12 protein-coding genes and 3 pseudogenes are annotated in these 16,549 nt (G+C 58.1%); 9 read left to right on the top strand and 6 right to left on the bottom strand.

The window, feature by feature from the left end:
- Positions 1 to 384 precede the first annotated feature (384 nt).
- Positions 385 to 1,302 (bottom strand): TauD/TfdA dioxygenase family protein, encoded by a 918-nt coding sequence (locus AC1VNY_RS04755; RefSeq protein ID WP_482404304.1) that lies wholly within the window; start codon positions 1,300 to 1,302, stop codon positions 385 to 387.
- Positions 1,303 to 2,798: 1,496 nt separating this feature from the next.
- Here AC1VNY_RS04755 and AC1VNY_RS04750 point away from each other — a divergent pair.
- Positions 2,799 to 3,551, top strand: a complete 753-nt coding sequence (locus AC1VNY_RS04750; protein WP_482404303.1) for an enoyl-CoA hydratase/isomerase family protein — start codon at positions 2,799 to 2,801, stop codon at positions 3,549 to 3,551.
- A 301-nt stretch (positions 3,552 to 3,852) separates the two neighbouring features.
- Here the strand turns inward: AC1VNY_RS04750 and AC1VNY_RS04745 are convergent, their stop codons facing one another.
- Positions 3,853 to 4,143, bottom strand: coding sequence for a hypothetical protein (locus AC1VNY_RS04745; protein WP_482404302.1), 291 nt, complete (start codon positions 4,141 to 4,143; stop codon positions 3,853 to 3,855).
- A 107-nt stretch (positions 4,144 to 4,250) separates the two neighbouring features.
- Between AC1VNY_RS04745 and AC1VNY_RS04740 the strand changes: the two genes are divergently transcribed.
- The 7 genes and pseudogenes from AC1VNY_RS04740 (at position 4,251) to AC1VNY_RS04710 (ending at position 7,898) form a co-directional block, all read left to right on the top strand.
- Positions 4,251 to 4,526, top strand: a complete 276-nt coding sequence (locus tag AC1VNY_RS04740) for a transposase (RefSeq protein WP_482404301.1) — start codon at positions 4,251 to 4,253, stop codon at positions 4,524 to 4,526.
- Between the two features lie 49 nt (positions 4,527 to 4,575).
- On the top strand, positions 4,576 to 4,713 hold the full coding sequence (locus tag AC1VNY_RS04735) for a hypothetical protein (RefSeq protein ID WP_482404300.1): 138 nt from the start codon (positions 4,576 to 4,578) through the stop codon (positions 4,711 to 4,713).
- Positions 4,710 to 5,063: an IS66 family insertion sequence element accessory protein TnpB gene (tnpB, locus tag AC1VNY_RS04730; protein ID WP_482404299.1), complete on the top strand. Its 354-nt coding sequence runs from the start codon at positions 4,710 to 4,712 to the stop codon at positions 5,061 to 5,063. Before AC1VNY_RS04735 ends, tnpB begins: the two co-directional genes overlap by 4 nt.
- Positions 5,064 to 5,113: 50 nt before the next feature.
- The gene (gene tnpC, locus AC1VNY_RS04725) at positions 5,114 to 6,676 is read left to right on the top strand and encodes an IS66 family transposase (protein WP_482404410.1); all 1,563 of its coding nucleotides are present in this window, start codon (positions 5,114 to 5,116) and stop codon (positions 6,674 to 6,676) included.
- A gap of 32 nt (positions 6,677 to 6,708) precedes the next feature.
- Positions 6,709 to 6,939, top strand: a pseudogene (locus tag AC1VNY_RS04720) (UPF0149 family protein); the annotation flags it as partial.
- A gap of 122 nt (positions 6,940 to 7,061) precedes the next feature.
- Positions 7,062 to 7,298, top strand: coding sequence for a hypothetical protein (locus tag AC1VNY_RS04715; protein ID WP_482404298.1), 237 nt, complete (start codon positions 7,062 to 7,064; stop codon positions 7,296 to 7,298).
- 399 nt (positions 7,299 to 7,697) lie between these two features.
- Positions 7,698 to 7,898: a hypothetical protein gene (locus tag AC1VNY_RS04710; protein WP_482404297.1), complete on the top strand. Its 201-nt coding sequence runs from the start codon at positions 7,698 to 7,700 to the stop codon at positions 7,896 to 7,898.
- Positions 7,899 to 10,418: 2,520 nt separating this feature from the next.
- On the opposite strand, the pseudogene AC1VNY_RS04705 reads toward AC1VNY_RS04710, so the two are convergent.
- A pseudogene (locus tag AC1VNY_RS04705) lies at positions 10,419 to 10,885 on the bottom strand (IS66 family transposase zinc-finger binding domain-containing protein); the annotation flags it as partial.
- Between the two features lie 2,011 nt (positions 10,886 to 12,896).
- Positions 12,897 to 13,891 (bottom strand): annotated as a pseudogene (locus tag AC1VNY_RS04700) (transposase).
- 450 nt (positions 13,892 to 14,341) lie between these two features.
- On the opposite strand from AC1VNY_RS04700, the gene AC1VNY_RS04695 reads away from it, so the two are divergent.
- Entirely contained in the window at positions 14,342 to 15,094 is a 753-nt protein-coding gene (locus AC1VNY_RS04695) for an enoyl-CoA hydratase/isomerase family protein (RefSeq protein ID WP_482404296.1), read from the top strand.
- A 48-nt stretch (positions 15,095 to 15,142) separates the two neighbouring features.
- On the opposite strand, the gene AC1VNY_RS04690 is transcribed toward AC1VNY_RS04695, so the two are convergent.
- Positions 15,143 to 15,547 (bottom strand): helix-turn-helix domain-containing protein, encoded by a 405-nt coding sequence (locus tag AC1VNY_RS04690; protein WP_482404295.1) that lies wholly within the window; start codon positions 15,545 to 15,547, stop codon positions 15,143 to 15,145.
- Positions 15,548 to 16,353: 806 nt separating this feature from the next.
- Positions 16,354 to 16,549: hypothetical protein (locus AC1VNY_RS04685; protein ID WP_482404294.1), on the bottom strand; the 196-nt coding region annotated here is incomplete at its 5' end.

The raw sequence follows: 16,549 nt of genomic DNA, 5'->3' as shown, positions 1-16,549 counted from the left end.
ATCCGACCACTAATGATCTATTTGTCGGAAATAATGAACAGACTTGTTACTCGATACAGATCGAGCCCGGCCCACCCCGTAAGGGCTCTAATACTGTTCGTAAATCAACCACGCGATAGTGCGGCATTGGACAGCGTGTACACTTACGTTGGCTTAATCGAGCCTGCGCTGACTTGGCCGTTCGTTGGGGTTGAACCAACCCCATCCACGGCATTCAACCGAGTGCTGCATCAAAAAGAGCATTGACATGGCGCGACTTGCCAAGCTGGCAAACATCATCGAGTAGTGGGACATCGCGCCGCCTTGTGGGACGCGAGCGCACTACGTGAGGATAAAGATCTACGTCGGCCGACACTCCGGGAACTGCGAGCGCGCTACGCACCTTCATGGCTGACTGAGCGGTGGCTTGAGGCGTGTTACACTGCTCCGACCATTGACGCCGACCGGAACGTCGCCTTCGATACCGACGAAATGAACGACACGATGCTGGTCGCCGTAATCGTTGGCCGCATAATGCATAGTGGCGCGGTTGTCCCAAATTACGACATCGCCCTCCTTCCAGTTCCAGCGCACGGTGTTTTCGGGCGCTATGATATGAGACTGGAATAGATCGAAGAGCTTCTCACCATCATACTTCGGGATGTCAATGAAACGTTTCAAATAACAGCCCAGCACCAGTGAGCGCTCGCCGGTCTCGGGGTGGACTCGCACGAGGGGATGCTCTGCCTCGTAGGTTGTTGCGGTAAAGACCTCGTCAAAATACTTCTCATCAATTTTGCGGAGCCGAGTCCTTTCAGTGTAATCGAAGACGTTGCTGTGAACGGCCCAAAGTTCGTCGGCGAGCCGCTGTAGCGGCGGTGCAAGGTCCAGATACGCGGCTGCGGTGTTTGACCAGACTGTATCGCCGCCGAATGGTGGGATCACCACGCCCCGCAGCACCGCAATCTTCAGATACGCATCCACGTAGGCGAGATCGATGTGCCACGCGGCGGCCCGGCCGCCACCGAGTGTGGAATCAAGTTCGGAGAACCGCCTCGTTCCCTTGGCAGGACCGTGCATTGGAAGCGACACAAGCTTCCCAAAACGAAAGGCAAAGCGCTCCTGCTCGACGTGGTCGAGATGACCTTGGTCGCGGAAGAAGATAACCTTGTGCTCAAGCAACAGGGAATTTATCGCTCCGATGGTCTGGTCCGGCAAATCACCAGACAACGTGATATTCCTGATTTCAGCACCGACGCGCGCTGCAAGTTTCACGACATTTGTGCGCGGAATGACAGTATCGATTAAAGCTGTTTTGCTCATGGTACATTCTCCAACGTTTGTTCACCAGACAAGGCCATTCAGTCCCAACGCGAACGGATGAAAGCTGGATTGAAGAGATATCCAAGATCTGCGGTGTTCGAGCACGCTGGTACACTGTTGATGCTACGCGCGATCGACGAAGCACCTGCGGTTGATCGGTACAATTTCCCCGCTCGATGAGTTTCTCGCAGTCTCAGGTCAGTTTTGTTCGTTCCAAGCCACTGCGAAGCACGCCTAGCTTTTGATCGGGAGTGGGTGACGCTGTTGGCTTTCATGGATAGGCGACCTCGCGTTATCGAGTGATCCCAGCAAGGGCTGTGCCATTTGCGAAGCGGTTCATCAAGCCTTTCACTTAGCAGGGAGACAGCTCACCTTGCCAACGGAGCGCCGTACCACACTCTACAGCGTCATGCTGTATTGTCGCGTACGCGCCAAATTCAGGAATTCAGGTCGAGATGCAGCCAGAGCGCCGGCCCCCAGCCGTACGAGCGGCACGTTCGTGATCCGCGCATACGTCAATAGGCCGGCTTGAGGGCATTGATTAACGCGTAAGATCGCGCACTTGCTCTCCCGAGCACAAATCAATGCGCGTGCACCTTCAACATCACCCGTTAAAGCCCGTTCTCAGTTGGAGAATTGAACGAAGCCACTTGCGCGAGTCTGTGTAGAGATAGTGATGGGCGAGTGGATATCGTGGCCAGCGCTTAACCTGTCATTCGGCATACAAGATTGCCCCGATGAAAGCGACGGTTGCCACCGCCAGGGCTTCCTCAAAGACCTGGTCAAGGCTATGCCCTACATAATCCACACCGTGCCCCCGGACAACGGCATCCAAATCGCCGACCTGCCCAAGAACTGATCGGGTCCGCCATGTGGCGCGGCCATCCTTTCGACCGAACCTTCAGGGGGCATGGCGTCGAGCATTGTCTCGCCTAACCCAACCTCCCTGGACCAACTGTCAGGCCGAGAGAATGAACCGAAGACGGAAGGAGGCAACCGTCCGGCGGTACCACTATGAGACTAAGCGCCAACTCGAAGATCAACTCGGCGCCTTCTTGGACGCCTACAACTTCGCCAAGCGGCTGAAGACGCTACGCGGCCTAACGCCCTACGAAGCCATCTGTTCAGCTTGGGCAAACGAGCCAGACCGCTTCCAGCTCGATCCCATCCACTTGACCTCGGGGACTGAACACCTAGTGTCCTATCGCGACAATTTCGTGGGCGAAGTCGACGCGGTTGGATTGCGTCTGCCGTAGCAGTCCATCGGAAGGGCTGCCAGGTGGCGTTGCTGCGGTGGGTCCAAAACTCTTTCTTGGTGATCGATGCGCCTTTCAGCCGACGATCGTATGTGTCGGCTCGGAGGGAGCGAGCACATAAGACTTGGAAATAACGCAAACATCTATAGCAAGAATTGGTGGTTGTATGAACCTGGGAAATCGATAGGACTGAGACTAGGCCATAGATTGATCAAGCCGTGAATTAAGGAAGATAGATACATGACAGCGCTGCACGTTTACACGAAGGGTACCGTACTTGTCGCGCAGTTCAATCGCGAAAAGCCGGTAAATCCCCTCAATCGAGAGCTGGAGCGAGACATCATTGAGACTTGTCAATTGGTCCAGAACGAACCCGCCGTGAAGGCAATGGTTCTTACTGGTGGGGTCGACCGCTCCTTTTGTGTCGGCGATGATTTTAACGAAGCAAGCGAAATAAGAACGGAGGCCGAAGTTGATGATCTCATAAATCGGATCACTGAGCTTTGCGTTGCGATTCTAGGCGTAACCAAGCCGACCGTCGCAGGGATTGACGGATATGCCATAGGCGCCGGAGTCCAGATCGCGCTTTGCTGCGATTGGCGTGTGGGGACGCGCACCGCGAAGGCTCTCGGTCTTGAACTCAAGAATGGCATTGCTTGCCCAATGAACGCCTACATGCTCGAGAAATCGCTGGGCCGCGCGGCAATGTCGAACATTGTTTTCGGCTGCGAAGTTGTGCCGGTTGAATGGGCGGCGGAATGCAAATTTTTCAATGAGACCGCTGAATCGAATGACATAGTCGAGAAGGCGATTTCACGAGCCGCCGTTTTTGGCGCTTATCCGGAAGTCGCGTATGGGCGAACAAAGCGGGCTGTTAACCGTTCCTTCATTGCGGGATTGCGAGAGCTTGGTCCGATCACGAAGAGCGCTCATCTGGAGTCACTGCTTAACAACTCCGCAGCGGCCCATTTGACGCGAATTCTGCGACGATGAAGGCCAAAGGTGATAGTACTAAAATGTTTTGGCGAGTGCCCGGTCGTAAGAGCTCAGCCGCAACCTTATTGATGCCGGCTTGACGTTTTGCGGAATCGCCATGGCATGAGGTCTTCGATTCTGCTTTGGGGATGGCCGGCGATGATCGCCTCGAGGTGTTTACGCGATGCAGCCGACGGGGTTCACGTCATTGAGCTTAAAGATGGCAACGATCGACGCAAGCAAGGCCGAATTTTCGGTCCCGAGCTCATGACCGGCTAAGAGTGCATTTTTTGTCAAACACATCGGCCGGATCTTGTTTTCAACCGGATTGGTATGTGTGCATTTGATAAGGTGCACTGTTCTCCCGGTAAAAATCCGGGCCGATAAACTCACGCGCTAGCCGGAGGTACTCGGGACGGGTCAGGAGGTACACGGTGTCGACAACCACGGGATAGCTGTTGTGCGAAAGGGGGTTCGTCGCGATGCGGTGACCGGCTTCTTCGCCGATTTGCCGGCCTGCCTCGTCGACATAGAGGCTTCCCAACGGGGCACACTGTTGGGCCCGCGCGCTCACGGAGCGGGCCATCAGGTGCGGCTGATCAGCGCTCACTTCGGGACACCATATGTCAAATGTAACCGGCATGAGGCCCACACCTAGCCACCCCTCGGCGTGCGCGCGATAGAGCCTGGCATGAGCTAATCGGCGGAGGTGGAACGATGGCAAATGCCATGCTTGATGCCAGGCAGGAAGGTGACTCCTATCGTCGCGTCGAGGTGATCACTGGGGAGCGCCGACGGCGTCGGTGGACGGGCGAGGAGAAGGCCCGGATCGTGGCGGAGAGCTTTGAGGAGGGTGCGAACATCTCCGAGGTGGCGCGGCGCAATGGCGTTTCGCGCGGACTGCTTACGGTGTGGCGACGCCAGGTTGCGGCGGCGGTGGTAGGCAAGGCGCCGAACTTTCGTGCCGATCCAAATTTGTGCCAAGAGCGGTAGCGGGACAGCTGGCGAGCCCGAGCGTATTTCGCCGCTACAGACGAAGTCTTTGGAGATCACCGCGCCGCCGGCCAAGGTTTGCGGGGTGGTTGAGATCGAGGTGAACGGGGCGCGCATTCGGGTCGAACCGGGCGTGGAGCTGGCGACGCTGTCGACCGTGCTGGCGGCGCTTCGGGGCGTCCGGTGATTGCGCTACGATCTGACCTCAAGGTGGTGCTGGCGACACAGCCGGTCGATTTCCGCAAGTCGGTGCACACGCTGTCGGCGCTGGTGAGCGAAGCGCTGCGCGCGAAGCCGTATTGTGGCGACGTCTTCGTGTTCCGCAGCGAACGCATGGACAGAGTGAAGCTTCTGGCGTGGGATGGCAGCGGCATGGTACTGGTGACGAAGTGGTTGCACCAGGGGCATTTCACCTGGCCGCCGATCCGCGACGGCGTGGTGCATCTCAGTGCGACGCAGCTCGCGATGCTGCTCGACGGACTTGAGTGGACACGTGTGTCACCCGAGCCTGTGAAGCAGCCGGCCGTTGTCGGCTGAGGCGTGAGGATTTTGCTGGAGCATGCGGCGCACGCCTGTATCGTCTGATCATGGCGATTCGCCCCGACGCTCTCCCGACCGATCCGGCGGCTCTGACCGAGATGGTGCTCGTGCTCGACGCGGAGAACGAGAAGCTGCGCGCGGCGATGCAGACACTCAGGGAGATGGTCTTCGGGAAGCGTTCGGAGAGGCTTGCGGTACTCGTGGACGAGCAAGTGGCGCTCGAGCTTGATGATCTTCAAACCGACGCCACACGGCCTGCGCCGGCCAACGATGACGCACCTCCGGCGAAGCCGCTTGGCAAGCTGCCGCGCAAGAAGGCGCGCCGCAACATCGGGGCGCTGCCAAAACGCCTGCCGCGCTGTGAGCAGGTGCTGGAGCCGGCGGCAACCGCGTGCCCATGCTGCCAGGGCCAGCTTCACAAGATCGGCGAGGACGTCAGCGAGGTGCTGGACGTGATCCCGGCGATCCTGCGGGTGCTGCGGACGGTCCGTCCCAAATACGGCTGTCGCAGCTGCACCGATGGCGTGGCCCAGGCGAAGGTGTTGCCGCGCCTGATTGAGGGCGGCATGGCGTCGACGGCCCTCGTGACTCACGTGGTGGTCTCGAAGTTCGCCTGGTATTTGCCGCTATACCGGCAGGTGCAGATCCTGGGCGGCCAGGGCATCCATCTTGACCGCGCGACACTCGCTGGCTGGGTCAAGCGTGCCGCCCGGTGGCTCAAGAGCCTTTATGAGCTGCAGCTGCGGATGATTCAGGCCGCGCCGCGCGTGTTCTGCGACGAGACGCCGATGCCGGTGCTCGACCCCGGACGACATCGCCCCCGCATCTGCCAGTTCTGGGCGCATGCCATGGATGACCGTCCCTGGGGTGGGCCCTCGCCGCCGGCGGTGGCCTACGTGTTCGCCGACAGCCGTGGCACCGAGGCGATCGCCGGACAATTGACCGGCTTTTCCGGCATTCTGCAGGTGGATGGGTACGCCGCCTACAAGGCACTCGCCCGCGGTCACGGCGGCGCAATCCAGCTCGCCTTTTGTCTCGCCCATGCCCGCCGCAAATTCGTCGAGGTGTTCAAAACGACGCAGTCGCCGTTCGCGCGCGAGGTGATCGAGCGCCTGCAGGCGGTCTATGCCGGCGAAGCAGAGATCCGTGGCAGCAATGCCGAGCAGCGGCTCGCCGCCCGCCGCACCAGGACCGCTCCGTTGATGGCGGCGCTCAAGGCGCGGCTGACCGAGATGGTCGGCCAGCTGTTCTCCCAGTCGAAGCTGACAGAGGCGATCAACTATGCGCTCAATCACTGGCACGGACTGACGCTGTTTCTCCGCGACGGCCGCATCGAGGTCGACTCCAACACAGTCGAGCGTTCCATGCGCCCGATTGCCATGGGAAGACGCAACTCGTTGTTCAGTGGCAGCGAAGGCGGCGCCGAGAGCTGGGCGATCCTGGCGTCGATCGTGAACACGGCAAAGCTCCATGAACTCGATCCGCAAGCCTATCTGACCGACGTGCTGGAGCGTGTCGTCTCCGGGCGAACCAGGAGCCATCAACTGCACGAGCTGCTCGCCTGGAACTGGAAGGCTGTGCGCCAGCGCACCGCACAGGCCGCCGCGTGAGGGGACGTCGCCATAAACAAGCATCGTCATCGATGGCCGCCGCCGCGATGCCACTTGCGGAGCTCGAGCGCTGGCTGCAGGCTCGCGTCGATCAGCATCCTGCCGCCACTAGTCTCCCCATGCTCGACGGCTACGTCGCCGCAATCGTGGCCGGACCGGTGTCGATGAGCCCACTCGACTGGATCTGCCCGCTGCTCGCGATCGATGCCGATGCATTCAACCACGGCGGCACCCCGGAGTTCGCAGCCATATCGGCTGTCGCTCTGCGCCACAACGACATGAGCAACACCCTCTCGACCGCACCCGACCGGTTCGCGCCGATGCATCGGCGCAAACGAGTCGAGACGTTGATCCGCGACCCTGGTGCCAAGGCTTCTATGCCGCGATGCGGCTCAAGCTATCGGCCTGGGCGCCGTTGCTCGACGCCGGAAACGTCAACCACGGTTTACTTCTGCCCATCCTGCTACATTGTCGCGACGACCAGGGCCGTCCGCTGCTTGGACCACCACGAAGCGGCCGCGAGACCAAGAACTTTCTGCGTAACGTCCACGCCGATATTCCGGCGGCGGTCGAGGCATTGCGGCAATACTGGATGCCGATCCGCTACGCCCGCGCTCGCTGATCACCGCGGACGTGGGAGCTCATACCGATTACTGTCAAATCGAACAAGACGACCAGAACGAGCGGAGGCCATCTGCGAACGGCCGGCCCGCCGTGCATGCGTCCCGTGCTGCCGAAATCAACCGGTCCGCCGGCGAGTGCAGGCCATCCCATCGCATTCGCCGGCGCACATAGTCGTCGACGGGTCAGGCTCGTCAACCAGATTCGCCGTTCATGAGTGAACCGCTAGCGGAGAGTAGAGCGAGCGGCTCGGCAACATCGAAAATCGAAAGCGTCTGGCCTCTGACGGCAACAGCCTTGACCACAACCATAAGCGATAGAAGCTGCCTCAAGAACGGCTGCCAATTCGCGGCTTGGCTTGGTCTGTGCCCACCAAGCGATCCATTGAAGGATAGGCCGCGTGCTCGGCATCAGCAAGCGCGGCGATCGATATCTGCGCACACTGATGATTCACGGCGCTCGCGCCGCTTTAAGCCGAGCTGGCGGCGAGCAGGATTCACGAAGCGTCTGGCTCGGCAAGATGCGGCAACGGCGACATCCCAATATCGCAGCCGCTGCTCTTGCCAACAAGGACGCAAGAACGCGCATCGGTGGAAGGTAGTTGGCCCTGGGCTGAACGGTGGTGTCCACCATCGCTCTTCTGAGATCGAGCGTAACGCGCTCCATATGCCCATCCAGCGGTCGGCCAGCACGAGCTCCCGCTTTGTCGTCAAGGGGCTTGCGCCAATGGCTCAGATCAGAGCGCTCGCAACGCGCCTTTGCGTACTGCAGGCCGGGTCTATAAGGTCAGCCCGATGAGCCCGCAGCGCGGGAATCATGGTATTCCGCGACGTAAGCTCCCGTATATGCTTGACGCCAAGTTCATGACCTCCACATCCGAGCCCTTAGCTCACCGCTGGGCTGCATACGAACAGCCGACTATCGCGATCAGCACGGCAAGAAACGGGCACCTCCGTTCGAACGCATCCCCTTCCCTCTTCTGTGACATGAAGCCAATTCATGCATTTTCAATGCTCGCAACGATGTTTTCTCTCAAGGGCTCATTCTCGGGGCTCATTCTCAATAGAAGTAAAATATTCTACAACTATCTGCAGAGCTATGCCAGTCGACTGACTCTTCCGGTTTTGCCCTGCTGGTTTGGAGGCTTGCGTCGACCGGACTAGCCTCACTCTGGTCGAAGCCCCAAAGCGCGGTCAGCCCTGCCAATTGGCTAAACATGAACTGGGGCGATAAGATTTTGACCCCAATCCTCGCCAACCATCGTCATGGACGATCCGTTGGCAAGCGTCTGCTCCAACCATCCAAAGATACGATCGTCGCTAGTTATGGAGTTTTCGATCTCCGCCACATTGGTCCGGATTATTCCCGGCATAGCCAACTCCAGATCAGCGCGCCGCGTCATATACTCCGCTTGTAGCTTAAGCGCTTCCTGGACGCTGACGATGCCGCGCCCCCCCCCCCCGCCAACCACGAGAGCTGGGCACCTCAACTGCCGTATCGTTCGAGACAGGCGCACCGATACGAATCCTCCATCGATTATACCTGTAGTCCTCGTCATCCAAGCGACAGATGCTAGAGTTCGCCCGCAACTGCAAAGCCCGCCGTCGCAAACAGCCGAAGCAACGCGGCGATCAGAAGTAGCGAAATCAGTCGCTAGAGCAGCCGACAATCCTTCCCCATACACGCCAATCCGAGTGGCATCAACATCAGGCCGAGGTGACAAGTAATCAGAATAGCAAGACAAAAGGCTTCCGATTGGACGCGTGGCTGATTTGAGACGTCGTCGTGAGAGACAACGAGCATCGATAGCCGCCGACCAATGACAACTGGCAATAGCCTTCCGAGTAGCGTCGCCGCGGTTTCTTCTCTTTGCTGATGCAAATGACCGCCGGCGCGCATAGATACGGGTTACCGACGGGCAAGTAATAGGCTGAACCTTCGGTTGCTTGATCGTAGTCTGCGATGTGAACCCGCTCCACCCCACACTCCAGAGACGATCCACACCTCTGAATATCGGCTTGACTTTCGTCGACACGCTTCCGTTTTGTGGATCGTCTTGGTCAAGTAGCCGCCTAGCAACTTCAAAGGCCGTAGCGCTGTTCGTCAGTCTCGAGGGCTTACAGATTCACGGTTGGCGTTCGAGATGCCGAATTGCCGGCTGGCGAACCAGTCTAATCAGGACCGCTCCTTATTCCGTAAGTCTGGGGGCGCCCAGGGGTCTACCGCGGACGGGAAATGTCGTTGCAGCGAACTCGATCCCAAGATGTCTTAGCCGACTTCTCGCTTACTCCCGCCAAATGCCTTGCAAACATCGCCATAAAGCCGTTGGTGGAGATGACGCAGCAACACAAGTCCAATCGCACGGAAGTACGACCGGACAGAGACTGCCGGCCATGGCTCCGATATCCCGAATGGTGGTATGAGCCGGCGATCAGATTCCGTTCCAAAGCGAGCGCGATCGGTACGTGGCGTGGATGCGCGGGGAAAGGGGCTTCGGCCCATCGACGATCCAGCGGTGGCGAGGCCGGGCTCGAGAGTTCCTTCACTGGTGCTCGGCAATCAATCGACAGCTCTCTAACCGGCGACCAAGCGAAGATCTCATCAGTGCAGGAACTCGGCGTTGCTTTCGCATGTCCGCATCCGGCAACGCAGGGACGTTGCGGGTATTTTCCCCGCCACACAGCATCTGAGGGAGGTTTGCGACCCGCGTCTGGCAGCGATCCGCGGTCCTCGCACCATCAGCAGGAGTCATTGACGTTGGTGGAAGTTTTGACAAACCGACCACGCGCCGTATCCTGGACTGGCCCGATGTATCGATATTGTCCGCCCAATACACAGCACCAGGAGGTCTTCATCAACCTGCGGTCACTCCACTGACCAGTGACGCTCGGAGCAATCTACGGGTCGTCAGTCACAGGTTGGTGGCCCCTGGCATTGAGATCGTCCACCGCGGCCTGCAGCCGATGACGCGACTTGGCATGCACCGCATCGTTAGCCAGCAGATCGGTCGCGTCCTTGCCGGCAAACGTATGAGCCGAAATACATCCGGCGCACGACTGCGGTCCACCTGCTGCGTGCCGGCCTCGATCTCAACACCATTCGCTGGAACAAGCCTACTCGGACAGTCGCGACAGGAGAACTTGTTCTGGACGATCTCGACCACTTCCACTAACGCGGCACCACTTCCATCGTCCGAGACACGTCCTCGCCGACCGTGCGCAGACAGTTTCTACCGCAGCGTTCGCAACGTATCGGCCGATTCGACCACCACTCGTGGCAGATACTCCATCCGGCGTTCGTTGCGATTGCGCGAAATCCGCGCACAGTCGTCGTCCGGACATAGCTAGTTCCGCTGCTAGTTCGTCATCGGTGCTTTCGGTTTCCAACTCCTCGAGCGTCAACGCGACTGCTCGATCAGTCGCGGCGAGCGCTCCGACCACCGGCTGCAGATCTGACGCTTTAGCTCGGCTATCTGCAGCTTTTGATAAGCGATCAGCGTCTCATCTTCCGACGCTATCACGCGGCGACCGCGAGCTCACCAGCGATCTCCAAACCCTTCGCGCGCGACCGCCAGAACTTTCGGGGCACTGCTCCAAATTTTGAGTGACGTCCGAGATCGCCGCTGCCAAAAGCACAGCTGCTGCTTCAAGGTTAAGGTCTGATGCCTCAATTTCGGCATATCGAAGCAGGTCAAGAATGGCCAGCAGTTGCTTTCGCCGTCCTTTATTGAGCACAAAGTGATCATTCTCTGCGACAGAATTCCCCTCACTGTATCGCGCGCGTGGCTGTCCCGGGAGCTCGCTAGCGGCCATCTTCGCGCGCCTGAGATAAATCGAAGAAGACTTACGGATCATGTGTTCTCCCAACCTAACGAGGGAACTCGGAATATTTTCGTTGAGGGATTCCCAATAATGGGCTGGCAACATTTTCACCGCTTCTCCGAATAGGGCGGACACAATAGGTCAGTCGATGTCCGATGGTTGAACTTGGAATTCGTCCCCAATTAGATAAATCATTTCTGATCGATCGATGGTCTCCCGCGGCTCCTTTAATAAGGATCTATTGCTCGGACTAGCGGCACTAACATGCGACGTTTCGTCGATAAGTACTCAAGGTAATTTAAGGCACTGGCCTGAACCAGGCCGCGTTCTGGCGATCCGTTGGCGGCCAAACTATTTGTCGATCGTATCAAATCGCCTCCTCGCTCGCCATCTGATTGTTACATCTCTCATATCAGTGCGTCCAAACTTCTGCCGGGCGATTACGATCTTTGACGCTTTCGACCATCATTCTTCCGGGCGACCGCTAACTAGAAATTGCAACGCGTTGGCGCGGGCTCATCGTTGGTCCGATGGCGAAGAATACAGAAAAATATGAAGAAGTCGCCCTACCATTCCTAGGGGAGGTCCAAGACTTCGTATCACAGGCGCTTCAGGCTAGTCTCTCGCATCCACCACGACCTATGGCCGAGAGTTGATGAGGGCGTGAGGTCGATATCATTGCGGATTCGACGATCTCGCCTAGGGTATACCGAGATGATGCCCGTCCAGCATTCCGAGAAGGTCTCGCCCACCCGCGATAATCGCGCTGGCGCTTGGAAGCGTTTTGGGCGATTGGTGTTTCTGCCACTGCGCATACCGGAGTGGCAATGGAATTTGGCCAGATGTGCTGTTTTCTGATGCTGTGCGGAGGCCCGGTAACGCGGTAGCATCGTTGCGCAGCAGCATGCCCAAGGTGCCACGAGCTTAAGCTTTCGGAGTTTGCCACAGGCTTACCAGAGACTGAGGCGGTAGCGGAGCATGAACCAGGAGACTGATAACATAGGAGGAAGGAAAAGCGGCACGGCGAGCTCGAGGGTGCCGTTCGGAGCACTGAGGCGGACCGACCAGCGGGAGCGACGAAGGCCCTTAATTGGGTTAGACGAAAATGATCAGATGAATCGGTCGCATAGTCGAACAACTGGAGACAAGAGGATGTTGATGTGTACGCGTGTCGTGAGCTTCTGTCCCGGCTACAGAGCGTCTATCGGACGGCATTCGTGTAGGGCATTGCTCTCTTTGGTTAGGAAAGTTCGGCCTCGTTCTTGAGCCGACCGAGATCAAATCGGTCGAATTCGGACGGTTCCCGCGCCGACACGCAGGGTAGAGCGGAGCAAAGCGCTGGAGACCTTCCACTTCGTGCGGCTGAGCGAAACGCGAACGGGTAACTTCAAGCTAGGTGCGCGCTGACAAATCTCGCCTTCGGCGCAGCCTTTTCTCACTGCAAGCCTTCACGGCGAATACGACATCACGCGATCGGTGAAGGTCGGCGAAATCATCCCCTTCCTAAGCGGCCACAATGCCCATTACGGCGTCGTCAGATCGGTGTCTCGAGAAGGTGGTACCGCGACGTGGAGAAGTTTCCGTATGTTGCGCAGTTGTAGGTGGCCAGGCCACGCCTGACCTTATGCGATCCCGAACGGCTGGAGGACAGCACCGGCAAAGGCCGGCTCATAACAGTCCGCGAGGGTCCCTCACCGCGCCCTGCCTCCCGCTCTGGGCATCGATATGATCGAGCATCGCTCTTTCAAGGACCCGGCTCGAGTTGTAGTTGACGACGCTCACAGCATGCCGATCATTTCGCGTGCAATGGCGGTGGTGACGACTACCTTTGGTTTGCCGGCCATCGACAAACCGCGATAGCGAGCGCAGAACCTGACCTGCTCCATCCAGGGGATGTCACGGATGACCTGAGGCAAGCACTCGTTACGCTCATGGAGCTTCCGACTGGCGCAGGCTGCATGCGATGGTCCACGCTCCCTTTCGATCAGAGCCCGCTTGGCCAGAATATTGCCGGCCTTGGTGATGGCCCTCGCCAGTTCGTGGCACCGCTCGAATGCTCCGACGGCACGAGGAAGCGATACGGCATCAGCTGACGGAAATTGTTGAAGCGGGCGGAGTCGTCGCCCTCGGCAACCACCGTTGCGACGATGAACGCATGGCCCGCATAGCCTCGACCACCGGGACCGTGCCGTCGACCATTGCGGCGCAAGCTCTTCGATCTTGGTCAGCCGGTCCACCCGAACCTCGGCGTCGGTCACGGCAAGAATGGAATCCTACAGGACGATTTGGCTCGCCGGATGACCGAAGTGCACCGTGGTCAGCCAGCGCCGGTAAGCCAAGGTCCAGTCCTTGGTGCTGGCGTAGATTCGTCCGTGCCGCAGCACGAATGCCAGCAGATGCTGGCGTGCCTTGCCGAGTACACGCATTGCCGCGGCGGGCTCTCACCAGGTCGTGCATACCCTCATACCGCATTGAGCTTGCCGGCCCAGCTCAGTTGGCCAGCACCGCCGCGTCGCGGCGGTCCATCTTGATCCGATCTCCCGTCCTTCATCGGGATAAGCGAGCGCGCCACCGCGATGCCGTCGACCCAATTCCGTCAGTTGCCGATGCAGGCCGCAACTACAGGGGCCAGCTTCGTAGCAAAAGCCGGCTTCTCGGCAAGCTTCGCGATCTGGTGCTATTGAGGGATGATCGCCAGCTAGCGGACTTCACCACCACGCGCTCCTTCGATAACCACAACCGAAATCGTCCCCTTGCGCACATCCGGTCCCACAAAGTGCTATCGTTCATCCGCCCGCTCGTTTGAGGTTCGGCTCCGGCTCATCCCTCGATAGGAGCTTGCCCGGGGCCGGCGCGCCCGTCACCTCAGGACATAGGGTCTAGATCGCGCCCAGAATGATGCGGACTCCCGGCGTACTTCGGCCGTTCTTCCGAGCTAAGCACACGATCACTGTGCCGCCGGAGGCGCCCCAACTTCAAGGCACAATCGCTGGCTCCGTAATGCAGAACATCTCGTTTCGAAAGTGGCGGGCACGCAGAAGGTTGTCGGTTTAAGACCTAACAACGACACGTACCTACACCAGGTGCCAAGCCGAAAAATTCTTATTCTGGTGGTTTCTTGCGATTGACAATTTCTCTTATTTGTTGCACTAGTATTCCGCGATTTTGAATGTCGCGGCCGGGTGAGCCGCGAAAGTAGGTGCGAGCGACTGATGGAGACACCATGGCCATTCTAGAAACGGAAGCTCGAGGAGCGGTGTTGGTCGCGCGGTTCAATCACGCCAACGCTCTTAACCCGATGAGTCTAGAACTGGAGAATGCCATCCGCTCTATATGTCGACACGCAGAGGATTATCCTGCGATACGGGCTTTAGTATTGTCAGGAGGAAACAATCGATCCTTTTGCGCCGGCGGAGATTTAAATGAGGTTGCTCAAGTTTCCGAGCGCGCGGCAGTAGAGGCGGCTATCGACAGGTGGATTGACTTCTATTGCACAATACTCAAGGTCACCAAACCGACTATTGCTGCAGTCGATGGATACGCCATAGGCGTCGGCTTTCAGGTCGCCCTATCGTGCGATTGGCGCGTTGGATCCCCAGAAACCAAGCTGCTTATGTGGGAATTGAAGCACGGGATCGCCTGTCCAGTCGGCGGCTATATGCTCGAGAGCACCGTGGGCCGAGCCGCGGCAGCTGATCTCATTTACGGGTGCGAGGCAGCTCCGATTCCCTGGGCGGCGGATCGCAAATTGCTTCACGAGGTGGTTGATTCGGACGATCTTCTAGAGAGGGCAATCTCGCGAGCACAGATTCTCAGTGAATTTCCGGAAATCTCTTTTCGGCGCACAAAGGAGTCGATTAATCAGCGGCTCATCGCTGGCTTGCAGCATATCGCACCGGAGGCAAAGGAGGCACATGTTGCCGGCGTCGCAAGTAGCGACGCTCAGCGACACTTCAAACACGTACTAAAGCAATAGCCGACGCTCCGATGGGCGTGACGTATGGTGGCGCGTTGGACGCGGCTCTTACCGCTTGGTATTGGACTTTGATAGTCTTACGATCAATGAGAGGATATCCACTCGAGCATCCTCGTCCTTGATCTTTGCGAATGCCGTAACAAGCTCAAGGACTTGCTTTGCCAACTTACCCTTTTGCGCACCTAGTATTGCAGACACGTCCGAGAGTGGCGATGGCCGTCCTGGTGATTTGGGTTGGTCGACGTCGAAGAAATCTGAGATGGGCGTGTTCAGCGCCCGGGCAATCTCGTAGAGCCGACTGGCTGGCACTCTACTCGTCCCATTCTCGTGCTTCTGCAACTGCTGAAAAACTATATCCAGTTGAGCCGCAAGTTCCTTCTGACTGAGGCCGAGTCGTTTTCGTTGGCTTCGAATGCGCTCTCCAATTCTCGCATCAAGATCGGTATATGTCACGGTTCGGCCTTTGGTTTTTTTTAGGTATTAACAAAGTTAAATCATTTCCGAGCAGTTTGTTCAACTGCACCTCCGTTGCGTTATGCCGCGATGGAAGGCTTGACCTCGCAAGCTACCTCACCGGTAGACACGCGTCGGTGACAAGGCGATGGCGTCTTCGTTGTGCTCACGACGTCTGTTGTACTAAGAACACGTAAAACCGGAATTGCTGCACGGCGTGCTAGCGGATGAAATTGGGAAGCCTTCCTCAGTTGCTCACGGCAAAGCTGAGGAAAGTTGCGCGACTGCCGCCGCGTTGGGACCGTCTGTGGACAAAGTACTGAACAAAGTCGACCGCTACCGATTGCGTCCGCGCTATGACCGACTGCGAGATCATGGAAGCCAATAAAACGAGAAGCGGCTGCGTGCCTCAAAACTACGATCCAGGTGAACCGAATCGGACTCATCAGGCATGCTTACAATACGAACTCCCGCTTATGCTAGATTACCACAGCGAACCTGCCGCGCAAGCAATGCAGCCGACGGAACCGTCTCGTCGATCGAGCCGTCGCCCTCAAAACGGCAATGCAGCTAAAACCTTCAACCGAATCTGTGGCACACCCCGCTGCCATCTGCCCTGATTCGATCCGCCCTTTCTGGACGGAATATTTTTTATCGCGCTGCAGAATGGTTATGTTACGCGCAACATAACCATTTATGTCTCGGACGAGATCTGGCGGGCGCTGATCGACTGGAAGTCTGGATGAACGGCTCCGGTCCGGTGCGCCAATCCGAGGGTTGGTTTGCCGACGCGGCTTGTCGCCGGCCTATTCATTCTGAGGACACGCACAATCAGTCGGATGAGGTGTCATATGCCGGCTGGAGCAATAACTCTGATTACCATACTTCTGCGGTGAGTTGAGCGTGAGCGTCACGAGAGGAGCACTGGTGCCCGGGCTTGACTTGCGCGGAATGCTCTGGATAGCCCGGTCGGGATGATTGACGCTGCCGGCGCGCGGTGAT

It is taken from the genome of Bradyrhizobium ferriligni (assembly GCF_056837965.1).
Note: the sequence above shows the minus strand (reverse complement) of the source record. Positions and strands in the feature narration are given on the sequence as shown.